The organism is Paenibacillus sp. TAF43_2 (genome assembly GCF_052113545.1).
Classification (GTDB): domain Bacteria; phylum Bacillota; class Bacilli; order Paenibacillales; family Paenibacillaceae; genus Pristimantibacillus.
Genome location: NZ_JBFRDK010000116.1, coordinates 8,869 through 30,337 on the forward strand (window position 1 = coordinate 8,869; position 21,469 = coordinate 30,337).

17 protein-coding genes are annotated in these 21,469 nt (G+C 45.8%); all 17 read left to right on the plus strand.

All coding sequences use genetic code 11. From position 1 onward, the window contains the following. Window positions 1-1,768, plus strand: a 1,768-nt coding sequence (locus tag AB4Z17_RS21975) for a glycoside hydrolase family 3 C-terminal domain-containing protein (protein WP_441962076.1), incomplete at its 5' end; no start/stop codon positions are given. Between the two features lie 142 nt (window positions 1,769-1,910). After that, the gene (locus tag AB4Z17_RS21980) at window positions 1,911-2,264 is read left to right on the plus strand and encodes a hypothetical protein (protein WP_441909862.1); all 354 of its coding nucleotides are present in this window, start codon (window positions 1,911-1,913) and stop codon (window positions 2,262-2,264) included. Between the two features lie 207 nt (window positions 2,265-2,471). After that, complete coding sequence (locus AB4Z17_RS21985; RefSeq protein WP_441962078.1) at window positions 2,472-4,274, plus strand: cache domain-containing sensor histidine kinase; 1,803 nt, start codon at window positions 2,472-2,474, stop codon at window positions 4,272-4,274. Between the two features lies 1 nt (window position 4,275). Continuing rightward, on the plus strand, window positions 4,276-5,823 hold the full coding sequence (locus AB4Z17_RS21990) for a response regulator transcription factor (RefSeq protein ID WP_441962086.1): 1,548 nt from the start codon (window positions 4,276-4,278) through the stop codon (window positions 5,821-5,823). Between the two features lie 286 nt (window positions 5,824-6,109). Further along, window positions 6,110-7,069: an ABC transporter permease gene (locus tag AB4Z17_RS21995; protein WP_076270082.1), complete on the plus strand. Its 960-nt coding sequence runs from the start codon at window positions 6,110-6,112 to the stop codon at window positions 7,067-7,069. Between the two features lie 12 nt (window positions 7,070-7,081). After that, window positions 7,082-7,975 carry a carbohydrate ABC transporter permease gene (locus tag AB4Z17_RS22000; RefSeq protein ID WP_339208535.1) on the plus strand — a complete coding sequence of 298 codons (894 nt, stop codon included), beginning with the start codon at window positions 7,082-7,084 and terminating at the stop codon, window positions 7,973-7,975. A 70-nt stretch (window positions 7,976-8,045) separates the two neighbouring features. Further along, window positions 8,046-9,770 carry an ABC transporter substrate-binding protein gene (locus AB4Z17_RS22005; RefSeq protein ID WP_441962080.1) on the plus strand — a complete coding sequence of 575 codons (1,725 nt, stop codon included), beginning with the start codon at window positions 8,046-8,048 and terminating at the stop codon, window positions 9,768-9,770. A gap of 92 nt (window positions 9,771-9,862) precedes the next feature. Then, on the plus strand, window positions 9,863-11,887 hold the full coding sequence (locus tag AB4Z17_RS22010; RefSeq protein WP_441962082.1) for a beta-galactosidase: 2,025 nt from the start codon (window positions 9,863-9,865) through the stop codon (window positions 11,885-11,887). A gap of 448 nt (window positions 11,888-12,335) precedes the next feature. Next, on the plus strand, window positions 12,336-12,821 hold the full coding sequence (spoVAC, locus tag AB4Z17_RS22015) for a stage V sporulation protein AC (RefSeq protein ID WP_076270077.1): 486 nt from the start codon (window positions 12,336-12,338) through the stop codon (window positions 12,819-12,821). A 1-nt stretch (window position 12,822) separates the two neighbouring features. Beyond that, window positions 12,823-13,845, plus strand: a complete 1,023-nt coding sequence (spoVAD, locus tag AB4Z17_RS22020) for a stage V sporulation protein AD (protein ID WP_076270076.1) — start codon at window positions 12,823-12,825, stop codon at window positions 13,843-13,845. Further along, window positions 13,842-14,192, plus strand: coding sequence for a stage V sporulation protein AE (gene spoVAE, locus AB4Z17_RS22025; protein ID WP_076270075.1), 351 nt, complete (start codon window positions 13,842-13,844; stop codon window positions 14,190-14,192). Before spoVAD ends, spoVAE begins: the two co-directional genes overlap by 4 nt. 140 nt (window positions 14,193-14,332) lie before the next feature. Further along, window positions 14,333-15,289, plus strand: a complete 957-nt coding sequence (locus tag AB4Z17_RS22030; protein ID WP_076270074.1) for an AAA family ATPase — start codon at window positions 14,333-14,335, stop codon at window positions 15,287-15,289. Window positions 15,290-15,293: 4 nt separating this feature from the next. Further along, the gene (locus AB4Z17_RS22035; RefSeq protein ID WP_441962084.1) at window positions 15,294-16,541 is read left to right on the plus strand and encodes a DUF58 domain-containing protein; all 1,248 of its coding nucleotides are present in this window, start codon (window positions 15,294-15,296) and stop codon (window positions 16,539-16,541) included. Continuing rightward, complete coding sequence (locus tag AB4Z17_RS22040; protein ID WP_441909855.1) at window positions 16,538-18,793, plus strand: transglutaminase domain-containing protein; 2,256 nt, start codon at window positions 16,538-16,540, stop codon at window positions 18,791-18,793. Before AB4Z17_RS22035 ends, AB4Z17_RS22040 begins: the two co-directional genes overlap by 4 nt. Before the next feature lie 116 nt (window positions 18,794-18,909). Then, window positions 18,910-19,434 (plus strand): YqeG family HAD IIIA-type phosphatase, encoded by a 525-nt coding sequence (locus tag AB4Z17_RS22045; protein WP_076270071.1) that lies wholly within the window; start codon window positions 18,910-18,912, stop codon window positions 19,432-19,434. Next, entirely contained in the window at window positions 19,434-20,558 is a 1,125-nt protein-coding gene (gene yqeH, locus AB4Z17_RS22050; RefSeq protein WP_441962088.1) for a ribosome biogenesis GTPase YqeH, read from the plus strand. The genes AB4Z17_RS22045 and yqeH overlap by 1 nt, the downstream gene beginning before the upstream one ends. A gap of 38 nt (window positions 20,559-20,596) precedes the next feature. Continuing rightward, window positions 20,597-21,457: a shikimate dehydrogenase gene (gene aroE / locus AB4Z17_RS22055; RefSeq protein WP_441909968.1), complete on the plus strand. Its 861-nt coding sequence runs from the start codon at window positions 20,597-20,599 to the stop codon at window positions 21,455-21,457. Window positions 21,458-21,469 lie beyond the last annotated feature (12 nt).

A 21,469-nucleotide genomic window follows, 5' to 3' on the forward strand; every position in this document is an offset into this window, starting at 1 on the left:
TGAGAACAAAACGCTGCCGTTGAATAAAGAAAAGCTAAGCCGTGTAGCAGTTATCGGGCCGCTTGCCGACGTTGTATACCGAGACTGGTACTCTGGTTCACTGCCGTACAAAGTAACACCACTTGAAGGCATCAAGAGCAAGCTTGCCGGCAAAGAAGTAACATTCAGCAGCGGCAATGATCGCGTTCGATTGAAATCAGCTGCGAATGGAAAAGCATTGCGCGCATCCACAGAACATGCAAACCGTCTGCAAGCGACTGATTTGGATGAGGAAGGCGATACATTTGAGGTGACGGATTGGGGCTGGGGCAGTTATACGCTAGAGAGCATGGATTCCGGCAAGCTGCTTACAAGCGCAGATGATGTCAATATTGCAGCAGCTGCAAGCGAAGCTTTTGGCTGGTATGTGAAGGAAGTGTTCAAGCTTGATGAGCAAGCTGATGAGAAATTTGCGATACGAACTTGGAACGGCAAGCTGGTCTCTGCCCCTAATGGCGGCGCAGATTCCCTTCAAGTTACGGAATTAGCGGATATAGGAGCAAGCGAGCTGTTCTCTAAAGATGTTATCGCGAACGGAATTGCAGAAGCGGCAGCTGCAGCCAAAGCAGCAGAAACGGCAATTGTTTTCGTAGGCAATAATCCGATTATTAACGGAAAAGAAGAAATCGATCGTCCAAGCCTTGACCTTGCCGCTTCGCAAAATGAATTAATTAGCGCGGTATTCGCTGCTAATCCGAACACGGTCGTCGTAGTTATTGGAAGTTACCCATTTGCACTTAACAAGGTAAACGAGCAAGTTCCCGCGATTGTTTATTTATCACATGCGGGTCAAGAGCTGGGCAATGCCATTGCTGACGTTTTATTCGGTGATTATTCGCCGGCTGGACGCTTGAATATGACTTGGTACAAATCAGAAGAGCAGTTAACCGATCTAATGGATTATGATATTTTGAAAGGAAAACGAACATATCTTTATTTCGATGGCGAACCGTTGTATCCATTTGGTTATGGTCTTAGCTACGGTTCATTTCGATACGGTCCGCTTGAGATTACGAATAACGCTGCGAGTATGAACGGCAGTGTAACGGTGAAACTGCAGGTTACGAATGAGAGCGGCGTCGCAGCGGATGAGGTTGTCCAATTATATGTACGAGTGGAGGGCTCAAGGGTACAGCGTCCGCTTAAGAAGCTGGTTGGCTTCACGCGGATTTCATTCGAGCCTGGAGAGACGAAGCAAGTAGAGCTTGTAGTTCCAGCAGAAGAGCTTGCTATTTGGGATGTAACACGGGACCGTTTCTGCCTTGAATCGGCGGCTTATACGTTTGCAGCTGGTGCCTCCTCCGCACATCTCCTTGCCGAGGGTACAATAACAATCGAAGGCGAGACCATTCCACCACGTCAGTTATCCTTGCAGACGCGTGCGGAAAACTATGATGATTATGCGCATGTTTATTTGGATGAGAGCAAGGAAGGCGGAACGGCAGTCCGTTTATCGCAAGCAGTGGGCTGGATCAAATTTAACGATGTTGATTGGTCAAACGGTCCAAGTGTATTTGAAGCTCGCGTTTGCGGCGGCGCTCAAGGCGGAGAGTTGTCTATTCAGATGATCAGCCCGGCCGCTGTTTTTAGAGGCTCATGCTCGGTTGAATCAAGCGGTGAGCAAGAATGGCAAACGATTCGTATTGATCTGCCAAGCTGCAAGCTGAGAGGCGATCTGGTAATTGGTTTGACGGAAAGCGTGAAGCTGAGCTTCTTCCGCTTCCAATAATAAGAGCTTGTTCGTACGGAGCTGTCTTCAGGTGCTAGATAGCGCTTGTTGCAGCTCCGTTTTTGCGGTTATGGTTGCTTTTTATGTAATGCCGCTTTATTCTTTAAATGAACAATGAGCATCGACAGAGGAGCTATTCCATATGGCAAACGACATTGAAATCAACTTGTATAAAGATTGGATAAATACGGTGAAAGAAATCTTCCGGGGGTCAGGACATCCTTTGCCTGAATCCATTAGCGATCGGGAGGCAGCATTTGCTTACTTCTCGCAGACCGCACAATCGGAAGAGGAAGCAGCGCAGCAGGCGGATGCGAATGAAGAACGCCTTGCCTCGCTGCAGCAGACGATCATCGATCATTTTGAAACGGTTATTGTGCCGGATATTCGCAGCAGAACAAATTATGAAGGCGATCGTTTTGCTTTCAAATGGTTGTACAACAAAGGCGAGCATATCGTTGAAGAGCACTCATCCTACCGAATTCCGCTCTCTTAAGAGCGGGATTTTTGCATCGTATAGGCAGCGCTCCCATATTGTCTAATTTTCATATGATAAAATATTGAATTAGTGATGTAGGCACGGCAGATTGCCAGCATTATAATGTAGATGCCTTAAAATTTTACGCGAAAAAGTAAACGCTTACCTCAGCCGATACTAACGAATGAAGTTTGCTGCGCAAAGCTTTAAGGAGGAGCCGTTTGTATGAAGAAGAGCATTCGAACAATGGGGCAAAGAATGAACAATATTCGAATCAAAAAGAAACTTATTATTTCTTTTATTCTCGTTGTTTTTGTACCGGTGCTTATCGTAGGCATTTTTCTTACCGTCGCTTTTAGGCAAAATGTACTTGATCAAGCGACCCAGCAAATTACGAATAACGTCGAGCGAATTAAGAAGCAGACCTTGGATATTATACGCATGCCAATCGAAATTTCCGACAAGCTGCTGGTCGATAGCAGGTTAACGAACGTCGTCAACACGCAATACAGCTCCACGTTTGATGTCGTTAAGGCGTTTTGGGATTACCGTGATTTTAAAGATTACATTAAACTATACAGTGAAGTCTACAACATACGCTTTTATACGACGAATATGACGATACTCGACAATTGGGAGTTTCTGAAAGTTACCGATCCCATTGCGGGAACAGACTGGTATAAGTCAGCAATGAAGCGCGACGGCATTCACTGGGAATACATTAAGGATGAAACTAAAAATAACCGCCGTTATTTAAGTCTGATTCGGAAGATCACGTTCCCAACGTATCGGACAAGCGGCGTACTAGTGATAGGCGTGAATCAGGATGAGCTTAATGCGATGATTAGCCAAGAGCCGTTTGATACGATGATTATTGATGACAATGGTTATATGATTGCAGCGAAAAACCCCGAATGGGTAGGTAAAAATATTTCTGAATTAGACTTTGCCAGTAAACTGACGAATAAAGCAGCAGGCACCTATGAATTCAAATACGAAGGAAAACCTTCGAAAATTGTGATCGAGGATCTTCAGCCTGAATCAAGCTTTAATCGTTTGAAAATCGTATCTGTATTTACAATTGATAGTATTGTAAGTGGAGCTAATCGCATAAGCTTGCTTGGGCTAGGCATTATTTTGCTAAGCTTAGTTATAGCCTTCGTTATGATTTATATTTTTTCTGCGATTATATCGAAGCGGATGCTGGTCCTGAATAAAGATTTGAACAAAGTAGCGATGGGAGATTTGAACGTTATTTCGCATGTGACAGGCAATGACGAGATTGGCATCCTGTCCAAGCAATTCAACAACATGGTCGTTAGTATTCGCGGCTTAATGGACGAGGTAGCGGAATCGCATAAACAGCAGGCACAGCTGCAGCTTAGACAGAAGGAAATTAAACTGAAAATGATGGCTAGCCAAATTAATCCTCATTTTTTGTTTAACGCGCTTGAATCGATTCGAATGAAGGCTCATATCAAAGGCGAGACAGAGATTTCTTCAATCGTTCGTATGCTTGGTAAAATGATTCGTCGAAATTTAGAAATAGGCGCGCGCAAAATTGCATTAAAGGATGAACTCGAAATGGTGCGCTGCTATTTGGAAATTCAAAAATTCAGATACGGCAACGATCGATTGACGTTTCGTCTCGATATCGATGCGAACGGTCAGGAGATCGAAATTCCGCCGCTTATTATTCAGCCTCTCATCGAGAATGCTGTTGTGCATGGTCTTGAAAATGTTGCTGAGGGCGGATTCGTATGGTTAAAGACAGAGGTCAGTGATCATATGCTTCGGGTTGAGGTATCCGATAATGGCGTAGGAATCAGCGATGCAAAGATTAATGAAATCAACGAATCGCTGCATGATATGGAAGAAGAGGAAGAATACCGAATCGGGCTGCGCAATGTCCATCAGCGGCTGGTCATGATCTATGGGGACGGATATGGCTTGACGCTGACGAGCGAGCTTGGAGCGGGTACACGCATTACTTTTGAAATTCCAATAGGGGGTCATTCGCTTGCATAAAGTGCTCATTGTAGACGATGAACCGATGATTCGAGAAGGACTGCAAACATTAGTTGATTGGAGCAAATACGGCTTTGCCGTCGCAGGGACAGCAGCTAGTGGACGCGAGGCAGTCGAGAAGCACGGCGTGCTGAGTCCTGATTTGATTCTGATAGATATCCGCATGCCTGGCATGGATGGTCTTCAAGCGATTGAGGAAATAAGGAAAACAGACAATAGCTGTCATTTTTTAATTTTGAGCGGCTATGCGGAGTTCAATTATGCTAAGCAAGCGATCGCGTATAATGTGGATGGATATATTTTAAAGCCGATCGATGAAGATGAGCTGGAGAGCTATGTCGAACGTGTCTCTGCACAGCTCCAAAGTCAGTCGGAGCAGCGTCAAAATACAGAGCAATCGACTGCTTTACTGCGTGAGGAGATGCTGTATCAGCTCTCAAGCGGGAAGCTGGATGCAACTACGGCTAACAGCCACGGGCTGAAAACATTATTGGGTGAGCCGGCGAAATATTACCAGCTGATGTTGATCGAGCTCTATAGCAGGGAGCATTCCCTTACGCTGAATGCAACGCTTAAGAAGAAGCTGACCGACATTGTTGAAGAGAAGCAAATCGGCTGGGTTTTTTCTGCCGAGCCTTATATTGGGGTATTGCTTAAAGATTATATGCTTCAAAATGGCTCGCGCGAGCAAATGAAGCTGTGGATCGAGGAATGCTGCGGAACGAAGGTGAGATTTGCAGCTGCGGCAAGCGAACCCGTTCGCGAACCCGCGGAGCTGCAAAAATGGTCCATTCCCATTCACGACTTATTAAAGCAGCGGTTCATGCTGCAAGGACAGTTCATCCATATGGCGTCTTTAGCCGAGGAGAGACAGCAGGCGGAGGCTGAGCCTAGCAATCAATTATCAATCGATAGCCTTGCTCAAAAGCTTTATTATATGCTGGATATCGGGAGCAAAGAGGGAATGGAAAAAGCGCTGCAGGAGGCGTCAAAGCAAATTATCGCTTTTGATTGTTCCGAGCCGTTCGTCAAATCGAGCTGGGCGCAGCTTCTCACAATTGTACTTAATAAAGCGGCCTTGTCTAATCCGCAGCTATCGCTTCATGAGGATCTGTCGATGATTACCGCCTTGTACCTTGCCCATCATTATGAGGAAATGATTGCGCAGCTGCAAACCCGTCTGTCGGAGCTGGCGATGAAAACCTCGAAATCAGACAGCTTGTCGGTCATGAAACAAATGACTGATTTTATTGAACGTCATTATAGTGAAAATATTAAGCTGGAAACGCTGGCTGATCTATTTAATTACAATAGCGGCTATTTAGGCAAAATGTTCAAAAACTATACGGGTGAGCATTTCAACACGTATTTGGATCAAGTGCGAATCCAGCATGCCATTGAGCTGCTGCAGGAGGGGCTCAAGGTTCATCAGGTGTCGGAACGGGTCGGATATGCGAATGTTGATTATTTCCATAGTAAATTTAAAAAGTATAAAGGAGTATCTCCCTCATCCTTTAAAAGTATTTCTGGTAGAACGGCTTTGGAATAGGAAGCTGTTGTTCCTATAATCTTTTTATACTTACAAACATCTATTTCACAGGACTGATAGAGTCGCTGGCGAGCTAGATGTTTTTTTTATTTTTTATGTAACCAATGGTTATGAAAGCGCTTGAAAGAACGTATTTTCATATGATTTTAGGTCTAATTATATGGGTGCCGGAGGATAGGTTCTATCGTTTATGATAAGTACAGATAAGAGAGGGTAAGCTACTCACCACATAAGGTAGCTTGCGAAGACGTTTTTGCACGAAGCAGAAACAGTAGGAGGAGCAGCTATGAAACCGCTAACAGATAGTCCTAAGCAGTTAAGGGCGACAAACAAAAGGAATCGATTTTGGTTCAAAGCCATTCAGCAGCGTTACTTGTACATGATGTCGCTGCCGTTCGTCATCTGGATCTTCCTATTCAGCTATGTGCCGGTATGGGGCTGGTTGACCGCATTTCAGAATTATAAGCCGAAAAACGGGATATTGAATCAAAAATGGGTAGGTCTTGATAATTTCATAGAGCTGTTTCAAGACGAAAGATTTTATATCGTTTTGCGAAACACGCTGGCCATGAGTACGATGGGGCTTATCGTAGGGTTTACGATTCCAGTTATTTTTGCGCTATTGCTTAATGAAATAAGAGGGCAGTTCTTTAAGCGCTCTGTACAAACCATTTCATATTTGCCGCACTTTGTATCTTGGGTTGTTGTTGCGGGGCTTGTAACGAAGATGCTGTCAACAGACGGCGGTGCGATTAATCAATTATTGATGTTTCTTAACATCATTGATACGCCGATTCAGTTTATGGCCAAGGGCGAATGGTTCTGGAGCGTCGTGACCTTATCGGATTTGTGGAAGGAAATGGGCTGGAATTCCATCATCTTTTTAGCTGCGATGGCGGGAATAGATCCTGAGCTTTATGAAGCATCGACTGTCGATGGGGCAGGCCGATTCCGCAAAATGTGGCATATTACATTACCGGGAATTAGAACAACCTTTATGGTGCTGTTCATTTTATCGATCGGTCATTTAATCAGCATTGGCTTCGAGAAACAGTTTTTGTTAGGAAATCCTCTTGTATCCGATTTTTCAGAAGTGCTCGATCTGTATGCGCTGAAGTACGGTATTCAAATGAGCCGATATTCGTATGGTACGGCAATCGGTATCTTTAACTCCGTCGTCAGCATCCTATTAGTGTTTATCGCGAACGGAATTTACAAACGAGTCACCAAAGAATCAATCATATAGGAGGTGCGGTACATGCAAGGAGCTATGAGAAGAAGTACAGGCGATAAAGTTTTTGACACATGCATTTATGTATTCATGATCATCGTTGCTATCGTAACGTTGTATCCGTTCCTGAATGTACTTGCGATATCATTTAATGATTCGGTAGATACGGTAAGAGGCGGTTTAACTATATACCCTCGCGAATTTACACTCAAAAATTACGAGACGATTTTCGGCTTTGAGGGACTGCTTGTAGGCTTTAAAAACTCGGTTATTCGTACCGTTTTGGGAACGCTCATTGGGGTGTTGTCGGCATCCATGATGGCTTACACCTTAAGCCGTCCCGACTTCCAAGCAAGAAGGTGGATGTCCATCGTATTCGCACTCACGATGTATTTCTCAGGCGGTCTTATTCCGGGGTTTCTGCTTATGAAAAACTTAGGTTTGATTGGTACGTTTTCGGTTTACATCATTCCTGCTATTTTGAGCGTTTGGAACGTGTTCATCGTCCGCTCTTATATTGACGGGCTTCCGTATGCACTCCAAGAATCGGCCAAAATTGACGGGGCAAATGATTGGACTATATTTTGGAAGGTTATCCTTCCGCTTTGTCAGCCTGTACTCGCTACAATTGCTTTGTATATTGCTGTTGGACACTGGAACGCTTGGTTTGATACTTACTTGTTCAATAATAGGAGTCCAGAGAATACGACACTGCAGTATGAGCTGATGAAGGTGCTGCTATCCACGCAAACGGGCAGTAATTACCGTGATCCTAATGCGCAGCAAACGCTGGCGTCGGTTTCACCGGAGTCTATCAAGATGGCGATTACGATCGTCGTTACGGTACCGATTTTGCTAGTTTATCCTTTCCTTCAGAAGTATTTTGTCAAAGGCATGACGCTTGGCGCAGTAAAAAGTTAATATTGGTAATAGCAGGTTTCCTGTTATATACACGAGCATGATGAACGAGAAAAAGGGAGGCTTTCAAGCAATGAAAAGAAAAATGCAAATGGCTTTAAGCTTGGTATTGGCACTAGTATTCGTATTTGTCACGGCATGCGGCAATTCGAATAATGAAGGCGGCAAAAATAAAGAAACGAACGCGCCAGGCAATTCCACGAATTCACCAACAAATGCAGCAGAGCCTGAGAAGGGTGATCCGATTACGATTCGTATCGCTTCTGGCGACGCGAACCCGAGCTGGGACGATATGAAGTCGGATGTAGGGCAATTTATTGTAGATAAAACAGGCATTACGATTAAGCAAGAGTTCCCTGTCGGCGGCAGTGACACAGATATGTTTGCCCTTATGGTAGCAAGCGACGAGTTTCCCGATATGGTTATGCCAAAAGGCAGCGCAGGCAAATTGGTTGATGCTGGCGCACTGATCGATCTTCGACCTTTGATTGAGGAGCACGCACCGAACCTGAAAAAGATTTATGGCGAATACTTTAACCGTCTTCGTTGGAGTAAAGATGACGACGCCATTTATGTGCTTCCCCAAGACGGCGTAGGACAAACCTACTTCGAAGCTGGCGGCGGTTTCCAATTGCAGCATCAAGTGCTTGAAGCGGCAGGTTACCCAGAAATCAAAACGGTACAAGACTATGAAGCTGCAATTAAGGCTTATATTGAGAAGAACCCTAAAACAGCAGATGRCCAGCCGACAATCGGCATGTCGCTTAACGGCGGTGAATGGCAAATTCTAATTTCAGTTACAAACCCGGCTTTCTATGCAACAGGCGCTCCAGATGATGGCGAGTTTTTCGTTAATCAAGACACACATGAAGCGATCATGCATTACCAGCGCCCTGAGGAAAGAGAGTATTTCCGTTGRTTGAACCATATGAACGATATCGGTCTGCTTGATAAAGAAAGCTTCGTTCAAAAATACGATCAATATAAATCAAAAATTGCTTCAGGCCGTGTGCTTGGACTGATTGACCAAAACTGGGATTATGGCGAAGCAGAAAACGCTTTGAAAGCAGCTGGCAATTTTAAATCAACTTACGCTCGTTTTCCTGTAACGCTGAATGATACATTCCAAGATCACTCCTTCCAAGGCACAGGTTACCTATCTGGTTATGGAATTGGGATTACAAAGGATGCAAAAGATCCAGTACGCTTAATCAAATTCCTTGATTACCTTGCATCTGATGAAGGTCAAGTATTAGTTAACTGGGGTATTGAAGGCAAGCATTACAATGTAGAAGGCGGGAAACGTGTTATTCCTGCAGATGTTCAAGCTCAAAAATCAAATGACGGCAATACATTTAAGAAAACGACAGGCATTGGCAACTACTTGATTTCTGCTCGCTATGGCGATGGCGTGAAGGACCCTTCTGGAAACTACTATACGACGACATTCCCTGAGCAAATTCAAACGGCTTATTCGGAAGAAGACAAGAAGACGCTTGCAAAATACAATGCGAAAACGTACAGAGACCTATGGCCTGCTGACGATGCATTCCCAGTTCGCAAATACGGCGCAGCTTGGACACTTCCGTTCGAGACGGGCTCCCAAGCAAACGTTATTTTCCAAAAAACACAAGATATTATGAAAAAACGTATCCCTGAAGCGATTCTTGCTAAACCAGTAGACTTCGATAAAATCTATGATGCATTTCTAAAAGATCTTGATGATGCAGGTGTAGCAAAACTGAATGCTGAATTTACAAAAATGGTGCAGGATCGTGTGGAGCTTTGGTCGAAATAAGACTCAAAGTGAATTGGCAGGGAGAGGGCTCATCTAATGAGCTCTCTCCCTTGCTGTTAATTAACATAAACTGAAGGGAGATTGAAATAAAAATGATAAACGAGAAACTTCCGAAAATATGGTACGGCGGAGATTACAATCCGGAGCAGTGGGATGATGAGACGATGACAGAGGATCTTCGCATGTTCAAGCTTGCGAACATTGATGTTGCTACGGTTAACGTTTTTTCTTGGGCGCGGATTCAACCAAGTGAAGAAACCTATGATTTCACAGAGCTGGATAACATAATTGACAAACTTCATGGCGATCAAATCGCTGTTTGCCTTGCTACCAGTACGGGGGCTCATCCGGCATGGATGGCGAAGAGATACCCGGATGTCACTCGTGTCGATTATGAGGGCCGCAAACGTAAATTTGGAGGACGCCACAACTCCTGTCCGAGCAGCCAAACCTACCGGCAGCATTCGGGACGCATAGCTGGGAAGCTGGCAGAGCGTTATAAGGATCACCCTGCGATTGTCGCTTGGCATATTTCGAATGAATATGGCGGCTACTGTTATTGCGATAACTGCGCGGACGCTTTCCGAATATGGCTGCAAAAGCGTTATCACACGATTGAACAATTGAATAACGTTTGGTACACAAATTTCTGGGGCCATACTTTTTATGACTGGGATGAAATTGAACCGCCTAATGCGCTTAGCGAGGAATGGGGAGGCAATCGATCCAACTTCCAAAGCATATCGCTTGATTATCGCAGATTTCAATCGGATGCTCTGCTTGATTGTTATTTAATTGAACACAAAGAAATTCGCAAACACTCGCCCAACATTCAAATTACGACAAATATGATGGGTACTTACCCTGAGCTTGATTATTTCAAGTGGGCCAAACATTTGGATGTCATCTCGTGGGACAATTACCCGTCGATCGACACTCCTGTAAGCTATACAGCAATGACGCACTCGCTTATGCGCGGTTTGAAAAGTGGACAGCCCTTTATGCTGATGGAGCAAACGCCGAGCCAGCAGAACTGGCAAGCTTACAACGCTTTGAAGCGCCCTGGCGTCATGCGGCTTTGGAGCTATCAGGCAGTAGCGCATGGCGCGGATACCGTTATGTTCTTCCAGCTGCGCCGCTCGATCGGAGCATGCGAGAAATATCATGGCGCAGTCATTGAGCATGTGGGCCATGAGCATACACGCGTATTTCGTGAGTGCGCAGAGCTTGGTCATGAACTGACGAAGCTTTCGGATAAGCTGCTTGATTCGCGAATTGATGCAAAGGCAGCCATCGTATTTGACTGGGAAAACCGCTGGGCAGTTGAGCTATCCAGCGGACCAAGCGTAGCTTTAAAATATGTGGATGAGGTTCATAAGTATTACGATGCCTTGTTTGAATTGAATATTCAAACCGATATGATCAGCATTGAAGAAAATTTCGAGCAATATGATCTCGTCATTGCACCGGTTATGTATATGATTAAACCGGGTTTTGCGGAGAAGGTAGAAGCGTTGGTGGAACGCGGCGGTACCTTCATTACGACTTTTTTCAGCGGCATCGTTAATGAGAATGATCTCGTAACTACGGGCGGCTATCCAGGCAAGCTGCGCAAGGTTCTCGGCATTTGGGCGGAGGAGATCGACGCGCTGCTGCCAGGCCAACACAACCAAATGGTGATGAAAAAAGTTGATGGGGCTCTCAGCGGCACTTATACATGCAGTCTGCTATGTGATTTGATCCATTCTGAAGGCGCTGAGGTTGTTGCTGAGTATGGCTCGGATTTCTATAAAGGCATGCCAGCGGTTACTGTCAATAAATTTGGCAGCGGGGAAGCTTGGTATATAGCTTCCAGTCCAGATAAAGAGTTCCTGCAGTCGCTGCTCACGAACTTATGCAAGGACAAAGGGATTGAGCCAATCTTGTCCGTACCTGCAGGGGTCGAAGTAACACGCAGAAATAAAGATGGGAAATCCTTTACTTTTATTTTGAACCATAACTCCGAGCCTTCTGAGCTTCAGCTTGGCGCTCAGCAGCGAACAGAGCTTCTCACGGGTGAGATTGTCAGCGGCGCTTACAGCTTAGCTGCTAAAGGCGTAATGATTATCGAACAATAAAACATTTGCCTATTGAAATCGCTCTGGATAAGCTTCGCAGCTGGGTGTTTGGCATATGCTGTTGTTAAAAGCCCGGTGTGAGGGGAGCTGCACTTTTGTCTACGAAGCGGCAACGTCATTTATTGAGCTTGCTCGTGCTCATAATGTATGTTTTACTCGTTCTTTTGTTATTAGCCATATTTCTTTAAATAAAGGGTTGCCTTCGATTAAATCATTAATCGGGGGCAATCCTTTTTTTAATGTAAGAAAGTATATTATTTGCTCCAGATTATCTTGTATATCTCCGTCAAAGCTGATGCAGCATCCAGAGGACATTGATGGCGTTTTTGTTTGAGTTGGAATATTGCAACCTGCTATTACAAATAATGAACCAGAAGAAAGCAAAGCGGTTACGGAACTTTAGCTTCAGGCATAGAGAAAAACCGTAGCGGAAAAGGAGGATGGTTTTGTGGCGACCAAAAGCAAAAGTCATTACAAAAAAATGTCCATGTCACCAAAAGAATATCAATCGTTCGCAAAAACGATGGAGCCGCCTCGATCTGTACTTGGAAATTGTTTGAAAGCATTCGTTTTCGGCGGGGCAGTATGTGTATTTGGACAGGTTATACAGGAGCTTTATGTCCATCTGATGGGAATGAGCGAAGAAGCGGCAAGCAATCCAACAGTTGCAACGCTTATATTGATATCGGTTATTTTAACGAGCCTAGGCGTATACGATAAAATTGCGCAATGGGCTGGTGCTGGCTCAGCAGTGCCTGTAACCGGATTTGCCAATTCCATGTGTTCGGCCGCTTTGGAGCATCGGAGCGAAGGTCTTGTGCTTGGTGTTGGCGGCAATATGTTTAAGCTGGCTGGTTCAGTTATTGTTTTCGGTACAGTTGCAGCTTTCTTCGTAGGTATCGCTCATCTTATTCTCGGAACTGGGGGTCAGTAATATGCTGCGAGGGAAACAATCATGGTGGTTTGAGAAACGCCCGGTAATAATCGGCGAGGCGACCGTGGTCGGTCCTGATGAGGGAGATGGTCCGCTTGCAGCCGATTTTGATCTCGTCCATCCTGAGCTGGACATGCAGCAAAAAAGCTGGGAGAAGGCAGAGCGGCTGCTGCTGGAGCAAGCCTCGGAGTTTGCAATTCAAAATGCCGGCATCGAACGCGACCAGCTTCAGTTTTTTGTCGGCGGAGATCTCATGAATCAAATTATTAGCAATAGCTTTGCTGCTCGATCACTCGGAGTACCCTACATTGGAGTATTTGGTGCATGCTCCACCTCAATGGAGTCATTGGCGCTTGCATCGCTCTTCGTGAACTCAGGCTCAGCCACTCATGTGCTGGCAGGCACTTGCAGTCACAATTGCACAGCTGAGAAGCAATTTCGTTATCCAACGGAATATGGCTCACAGAAGCCGCCTACCGCACAATTTACGGTTACGGGTTCTGGCGCAGCTGTTGTCGCTGCAGAAGGTGACGGCCCAGTAGTGGAATGTGCAACCATCGGGAAAGTCATAGATCTTGGCATCACAGATCCATTTAATATGGGAGCTGCAATGGCACCCGCGGCTGTAGATACGATACAAGCCCATTTTAACGATACAGGTAGATCTCCTCGTGATTATGATTTAATTGTAACGGGTGATTTGGCTGGAGTAGGGCATCCCATTGCAAAGGAATTGCTTATGAAAAACGGCGTTCCGATGAACGAAACAGTGTTTGGCGATTGCGGCCTTATGGTATATGACGTTCAGAAGCAGAAGGTACAGGCAGGGGGCAGCGGATGTGGTTGTTCAGCCGTCGTTACTTACGGACATTTGCTCAAACGAATCAAGAAAGGCGAATTAAACCGAATTTTAGTCGTGGCGACGGGCGCATTATTATCGCCGCTCTCGTTCCAGCAAGGCGAGAGTATTCCATGTATAGCACATGCTGTTGCCATTAGCGCAGGAGGGAGCAAGCATATATGATCTTTTTGTGGGCTTTTTTAGTTGGTGGAGGAATTTGTGTGATTGGTCAGCTGATGTTTGATGTTCTTAAGCTGACTCCTGCCCATACGATGTCGACCTTAGTGGTCATTGGGGCTATCGTTGATGGTTTTGACTTATATGAACCGCTCGTTAAGTTTGCAGGAGCAGGAGCTACAGTTCCGATAACAAGCTTTGGTAATGCCCTCGTACATGGCGCATTAACCGAATTGCATACGCAAGGCTGGATTGGCGTTATATCGGGTATCTTTAAGGTAACTAGTGCCGGCATTTCGGCAGCGATAATATTTTCCTTCTTGGCAGCACTTGTCGTCAGGCCAAAAGGATAACCATTTATGCACTTAAGTTGGAGGGTCCTGTGGGATCTTCCAATTTTTTTTGTAGCGAAAAAATTTGTGTACTGCAAAGGAAGTACTGTAAAATAGTAGTATTGAATACTAACTCATGCGTTATTTCGGGAGGTTATGAAATGGATATTCGTCCTGCAGACATGCAATTATGCTCTACTATTCTCCGAAACTTAGAATCTTGTATCCTCGGCAAACAGGAAGAGATCCAAAGATTGTTAATTGCCGTTGTTGCAGGTGGACATGTTCTGCTTGAAGACGTGCCAGGCACGGGTAAAACACAATTAGTGAAAGCGTTGGCAAAGTCAATAGGCGGCCAATTCCGCCGGATACAATGCAATCCCGACTTGCTGCCAACTGACATAACAGGCGTTTCCATTTACCATCCCAAACAAGAAACCTTTTTATTTCGTCCAGGGCCAATTATGGCTAATATATTGCTAGCCGATGAAATCAATCGCGCGACAACGAAGACACAATCTGCATTGCTTGAGGCGATGGAAGAAGGACATGTAACGGTTGATGGCGATACATATGAGCTGCCTCGTCCGTTCGTTTTGCTTGCTACCCAAAACCCAATTGAATTTGAAGGCACCTATACGCTTCCAGAGGCGCAGCTGGATCGGTTCATGATGAAGCTGTCGCTCGGTTATCCAAGTGAAACAGATGAGCAGCAAATGGTGCTCTCTAATGAAGGAATACATCCATCTGACCGCATTCAGCAAATGATTAATATATCCGATATGATTCAAATCCAGGACCAAGCGCTTAAGGTGCATATTGATGACGCCGTAGGCAAATATTTAGTTTCATTAATAAGAGGAACGAGAGAAAACGCGAATGTAATGCTCGGTGCAAGTCCTCGTGCAGCGTTAGCGCTAGCAAGAGCAGCTAAAGCAAGTGCTTATATTCAGCAGAGACAGTTTGTAACGCCTGATGATGTGAAGGAACTTGCTCCTTACGTGCTTTCGCACAGGCTTCTTCTAAGAATGGAAGCTAGAATGAACGGTCTTAAAGCGGAGGATATCATCGAGCAGGTGATTCAGTCCACGAAAGTACCGGTTCGGCTAGAGCGTTAGTCGTATGACAGCGGCCAAATCTTCGAAGCTGCGGATGCAGCTTGTCGCAGTCATTTATTTGACCAGTCTGTTCTACTTTTTATTTCAAGGCGGCAAAACCGCGATGATGCTCTTCATGATTTTGAATTTATTAATTATTTATTTAGTGCTTGGCAGGTGGAGCGGAATTAACAAGGTTACAGGAAGCAGAGTGTATGCGATGCCCGGAGCTACAACAATCGATCAATCTTTATCAGCAGGCAGCACGCTTGAAGTAAGCCTTTCCATGAAAATTCCTGGCTATTATCCGCTTCCATACGTCATTGTTAGAGATCAGCTGCATCGTCATAATGGACAAAGGCTGGCATTTGAAACTTCCTTCGTACCGAATTGGAAGCGTGCGGGCCATGTCGTTTATCAGACGCCTCCGCTGCAGCGCGGCGAGTACCGATTTACGCATACAGAGTGCTTATCTTATGATGTATTCGGCTTGTTCGAGCATTCAGGGAAATTCGGCTCGGAGACGGTGCTTAATGTACTGCCTCAGACGGTTCCGCTAAGGCAGTGGAATGGCATTCAGCGCGGGATTCGCGGTCCTTACTCTCATGCCATTGCGTCGCGCTCAGCGAAGGAAACGACACAAATTAACGGGGTTCGTGAATATTTATACGGAGACCGTTTGTCACGTGTCCATTGGAATGCGACGGCGAAGACGGGCGAGTGGAAATCGAAAGCATTCGAGCGTGAATCATTGCCGCGAACGCTTGTCATCCTAGATCGTCATTCGAGCAGCTACAAAGGTGAACTCGCGACTCGCTTCGAATTAGCCGTATCTGTTGCTGCTTCATTGCTCGAGAACGGTCTCAAAAGTGATACGGCAATGGGGCTGCTCTCCATTGGAGACTCCATGACATTCGTTACACCTAAATCTGGCATTGATCAACGAAATATGGTGATGAGGCATTTAACCTTTGTTGATGCAAATGCAGCACGGCCCTTGTATCCGTCGCTTCAGCAAGCTGATTCTACGATCGAAGCCGGAAGTTTTGCAGTCCTTATTACTCCTGAGACCGGCGCGGATGTTATTCGAAGCATGGAGTGGCTCTCTCGCAAAGGAATTACCCCTTGCTTGATTCATATCTCTTCGTCGATTGATTTATTAAGCCATAACACTTCTTGGAAACGTGTATTGCGCGAACGCGGATGGCCTGTATTTGAAGTTCGTCAGCTGCAAGAGCTCCCAACGGTATTGGAAGGGAGCGGAATTGCATGAAGCAAATGATGAAATCAATTGGAGTGTATTTAACGACGAACTGGTTTGAGAAGCTGAGATCTATATTTATTGCCATTATTTTAGCGAATGTAATTACAATATTTGAAGGTTATTGGTGGGACGAAACGTACGCCATTGCCTACTACACTTTATTTGCGGCGGCAGCAATTGATATATTGCTTCCTCCCCGCTGGAAGTTTCTGAAGCTTCTTTTTCAAGTAATGGCAGCTATTTTCATTACAACGCAATGGGCAAGAATGGAATGGATTGTTGCAAGTCCACAGGGCTGGCAAGAGTGGCTGTGGTGGCTGCAGGTACATCTCGTTCAGCTTAATCCATTTATATGGATAAGTGGGGCGATGCTTATGCTCTACGTGCTGTTTGGAATATGGACGATCACAAGAGTTCGAATGTTCGGATTTGTAGGCGTAAGCATTTTGGTGTTAACCATCGCAGATTCCTTTACGCCGATCTGGCTGTGGGATGAAGTAGGGATGGTCGTCTTTATTGGTTTGCTCTGGATGGTCGCTGGCCACTTGTCGAGGCTGAAGCGCGATCATCCGAATAGCTGGAAAGAGCTAATCGAGTATCCGCTGCGATTAATGGTGCCGATTGCACTCGTTTTATCTATTCTCATGATTGTTGGATTGAATATGCCTTCAATTGCTCCTATTCTTCAGGATCCTTATACGATCTGGAAGGAAGCTAAAGGGGAGAGGGTTCAGGTGTTTTTAGGCGATAAGGGTACAGACGTCATATCGCCGAACCGATCAGGCAATGCGAGCTCCGGATATAGTCGAAGCGACGATAAGCTTGGCGGTGGATTTGAATTTGATTATTCACCGATGATGACCGTTACGACCTCGCATCGCAGCTACTGGCGCGGGGAGTCCAAAGCTTTTTACACAGGTGACGGGTGGATTGATGTTGCTCCCAGGCTTGCTGGCGAAGAAAATATTCCTGTTGTGAAGGGTGAAGCATTCGCTTCATTAGATGATCCGCCAAAAGCTGGTGTAAAGCAAGTCAATCAGATTGTTACGATGATTCGAAAGGATGTTTATCCGGTTCTTTTTGCCGCTGCACCACTTTCGAAGATCAACTGGATTGAAAATGAAGAGGCAGCTATTCCAACTAGCTTAAGATGGGAGCCTAGCTCAGGCGAGCTGCGGCTGCTGAACTGGTCCATGCAAAACCGCAAATACCCGCAAACGTATTCGGTTACGTCGTCTGTACCTGTTCTAGATGAAGCGCTGCTGAAGACATCCAAAGCTGGCTGGTCAGATAAGGAAGAGGCTGCACGCAATTCATTTTACTTGCAATTGCCTGAATCATTGCCTGATCGAGTCAAACAGCTTGCAGAGCAGGTTACCGCCGGGGCTGCTAATGATTATGATAAAGCTAGAATGTTGGAATCGTATTTAAGGCTCAATTACAACTATAATAATTTGCCCGATGAATCAAAGCTCACAGGATCTACCAGCGATTTCGTTGATCAATTTCTGTTTGAGCTGAAAGAAGGCTATTGCGACTACTTTTCAACCTCAATGGCCGTTATGGCGCGCAGCTTAGACCTGCCGACGAGATGGGTTAAAGGATTTGCTCCTGGTGCGCTGCCAGCTAGTGATTTCGGGCCTCCAGGCGGTTACAGGGAGGAAGAAGTAAATCCAAGCGGAGCAGGCACTTACACCGTTCGAAATTCAGATGCTCATTCTTGGGTAGAAATTTATTTTGAAGGTACAGGCTGGATTCCGTTCGAAGCAACAGCGGGTTTCTCATTCCCGTATACGCTGCCTGAAGAAGAGGTTGCTCCTTTGCCGGATCTCGATCTCGGCGATAGCGATACTGCAGCAGCTGGAGATACAGAAGGCTCATCAAGCTCGCAGGTTTGGTTATGGAGCTCCATATCACTGCTTATCGCTGCTTCCGTTGCATGGCTTATTATTCGTCGTGACAAGCTTATCTTTTCTTGGAGAAAGCTCCGCCATGGATCATACACAACAAATGATCGAATCGTACTTGAGACGCAAAAACTGCTGCGCATTTGCAAAAAGCGTGGAATGGAGCGCGAAGACCATGAGACGCTGCGCGAGGCAGTGTTGCGCTGGTCRCAAAATCAGAAGCGGCTGCGTGAAGATTTTAAGATTGTGCTGAATGGGTTTGAACAAGCGAAATACAGCCCCGTTATGGCGTCATCCGAAGAAGCAGATCGTTTCGTCGTTAAAGTACGCTCACTCATTGATCAATTAAGATAACATACGAACAAATACCGCTCGCCAGAGAAATTGGTAGCGGTATTTTTTTGCAACAAATTTAGTTTGTATGGTATAGTTTCGTAAGATAGCAAGCAGAAAGCAGAGGGATATCCATTATGTTTGAACGGCTGTTGCCGCATATGCGCGTCAATACAGTATATGAAATTAACTTAGATGAGCTGCATGCAAGAGGCGTTCGCGGCATCATTACGGATTTGGATAATACGCTTGTCGGTGCCAAGGAGGCGTTAGCTACGCCTGAGCTTGTGCAGTGGCTTGATTACGTACGTTCTCGGGGCTTTCAGGTTGTTATCGTATCCAATAACAACGAGACACGCGTCGGGAAGTTTGCTGCGCCGCTGAATATTCCATATATTCATGCTGCTCGCAAGCCAGCTGGCAAATCGTTCAAGAGAGCGCTTAGTGTACTCCGCCTTGCACCTGAGGAAACCGTCGTAATCGGAGATCAGATGCTGACGGATGTGCTTGGGGGTAACCGTATGGGGTTATACACCATCCTTGTCACGCCAATCGCTCCTGCTGATGAAGGTATAATGACACGAGTGAATCGTCGTATTGAACGAATAGCGTTAGTGCGTTTAAGGAAAAAAGGGTTATGGTATGAGGGGGAAACAAAGTGATGGAACAACAACTTAGTCAGGCATATGGATCATGTGCGGGCTGTGGAGTGGCGCTTCAGATTAAAAGTTCTGATTTTCCAGGTTATTTGCCGGAGGCGGCTGTCGGTCGCGAACCGGTTATTTGCCAGCGATGCTTCCGAATTCGCAATTATAATGAAGCTTCATCCGTAGCGGTTGATCAGGATGACTTCTTAAAGCTGCTTGGCAGCATCGGAAATACGGATAGCCTCGTTGTGCATATTGTCGATTTGTACGATTTTGAAGGAAGTTTGATTTCAGGCTTGCAGCGTTTTGTCGGAAACAATCCAGTGCTGCTTGTCGTGAACAAAATCGATTTGCTGCCGAAAGCGATGAACGTCAATCGACTTCGGAATTGGGTTCAGAAGCAAGCAAAGGAAGAGGGACTGCGYACAGTCGATGTAGTCCTATGCAGCGCGAAGCGGAATATGGGCTTCGAGCGAGTTATTGAAGCGCTTGAGCAGTACCGGAATGGCCGAGATGTCTATGTGGTTGGCGCGACGAATGTCGGCAAATCAACCTTGATTAATCGTCTAATTCGAGATTACAGTGACATGGAACGTGAGCTGACAACCTCTCGTTATCCGGGAACAACGCTTGATGCCGTTCATATTCCGCTTGAGGATGGGAAAGCGATTATTGATACCCCAGGTATCGTCTATACGACACGTATGACAGAGGTTGTACCGCGGAGCTTCCTAGGCTCACTATTGCCGGACAAGCCAATTAAACCGCTCGTCTATCAATTGAACTCGGGTCAATCGCTGTTTATTGGCAGCCTTGTTCGATTCGATTTTGTCGAGGGTGATCGCCAATCCTTTACGTTCTATGTTTCAAATGCGCTCAACATGCATCGTACGAAGCTGGAGCGGGCGGATGAGTTGTATGCAGATCACCGTGGGCAATTGCTCGGAGGACCATCGCTTGAAGAACTAGAAACGATTCCGGCTTGGACAAGGCATTCACTGCGCGTTAAGCGCGGCTTGAATAAGGATGTATTTATATCCGGTCTTGGCTGGATACAAGTGAACGGTACTGGTGGAGCTGTGATTGACATTTATGCGCCGAAGGGCGTTAAGGTCATGCTTCGCGACTCGATGATCTAAACACATGTCACTTGGAAGGGGAATTCACTGTGACGAATATGGGCGCAGGAAACCAGATTGACAGCAATACTCTTTTGTTCGGCGTCATCGGCAATCCGATTAGGCATTCGAAATCACCTATTATGATGAACCGTGCCTTTCGGGAAACGGGAATTAACGGTGTATACACTGCTTTTCATGTTACGAGCGATCGTATCGGAGATTTTGCCGCTGGTGTTCGTGCAATGGGCATTCGCGGTGTCAATGTTACGATCCCCCATAAGCTGGACATTATGTCCGTGCTTGATGAGATCGATGCAAGCGCGCAGGCCATTGGCGCGGTTAACACGATTGTCAACGACGCTGGCCGTCTAATCGGATATAACACCGATGGCATTGGTTATGTGCGTTCGTTGAAGGAAGAAGCGGAGCGTGAGCTTGCGGGCAAACGAATCGTCGTTATCGGCGCGGGCGGCGCAGCCCGCGGCATCATTTATGCTCTAGCAAGCGAGAATCCTGCGCGAATTACGATTGCCAATCGTTCCGTAGACCGGGCAAAAGAGCTTGCAGATTCATTGCAAAATAAAGTAGATATTGAAGCGATTTCGAATGATGAGCTGCAAACCGCATGCGAGCAAGCCGATATCGTGATTAACACGACATCAGTAGGCATGTTCCCTCATACGGAGGAGACGCCAATTGATGCAAGCTGGCTGAAGCTGGGCGCGGTTGCAAGTGATTTAATATACAATCCTTTGAAAACGAAATTTTTGCAGCAAGCAGAGCAGCGCGGCTGCCGCATTCATGGCGGGCTTGGCATGTTTATTTATCAGGGCGCATATGCCTTTGAATATTGGACAGGCCAGCCAGCACCCGTCACAGCGATGCGCGAAACGGTACTTGCTTCATTGCAAGGCTAAACTTATTTATTG

What these genes read in the sequence shown, in the direction of transcription:
- spoVAD (WP_076270076.1), top strand. Translation starts at nt 12,823, where the DNA reads ATGCTGCGAGGGAAACAATCATGGTGGTTTGAGAAACGCCCGGTAATA.
- AB4Z17_RS22000 (WP_339208535.1), top strand. Translation starts at nt 7,082, where the DNA reads ATGCAAGGAGCTATGAGAAGAAGTACAGGCGATAAAGTTTTTGACACA.
- AB4Z17_RS22035 (WP_441962084.1), top strand. Translation starts at nt 15,294, where the DNA reads ATGACAGCGGCCAAATCTTCGAAGCTGCGGATGCAGCTTGTCGCAGTC.
- AB4Z17_RS22045 (WP_076270071.1), top strand. Translation starts at nt 18,910, where the DNA reads ATGTTTGAACGGCTGTTGCCGCATATGCGCGTCAATACAGTATATGAA.
- AB4Z17_RS21980 (WP_441909862.1), top strand. Translation starts at nt 1,911, where the DNA reads ATGGCAAACGACATTGAAATCAACTTGTATAAAGATTGGATAAATACG.
- spoVAE (WP_076270075.1), top strand. Translation starts at nt 13,842, where the DNA reads ATGATCTTTTTGTGGGCTTTTTTAGTTGGTGGAGGAATTTGTGTGATT.
- AB4Z17_RS22030 (WP_076270074.1), top strand. Translation starts at nt 14,333, where the DNA reads ATGGATATTCGTCCTGCAGACATGCAATTATGCTCTACTATTCTCCGA.
- AB4Z17_RS21995 (WP_076270082.1), top strand. Translation starts at nt 6,110, where the DNA reads ATGAAACCGCTAACAGATAGTCCTAAGCAGTTAAGGGCGACAAACAAA.
- aroE (WP_441909968.1), top strand. Translation starts at nt 20,597, where the DNA reads ATGGGCGCAGGAAACCAGATTGACAGCAATACTCTTTTGTTCGGCGTC.
- AB4Z17_RS22010 (WP_441962082.1), top strand. Translation starts at nt 9,863, where the DNA reads ATGATAAACGAGAAACTTCCGAAAATATGGTACGGCGGAGATTACAAT.
- AB4Z17_RS21985 (WP_441962078.1), top strand. Translation starts at nt 2,472, where the DNA reads ATGAAGAAGAGCATTCGAACAATGGGGCAAAGAATGAACAATATTCGA.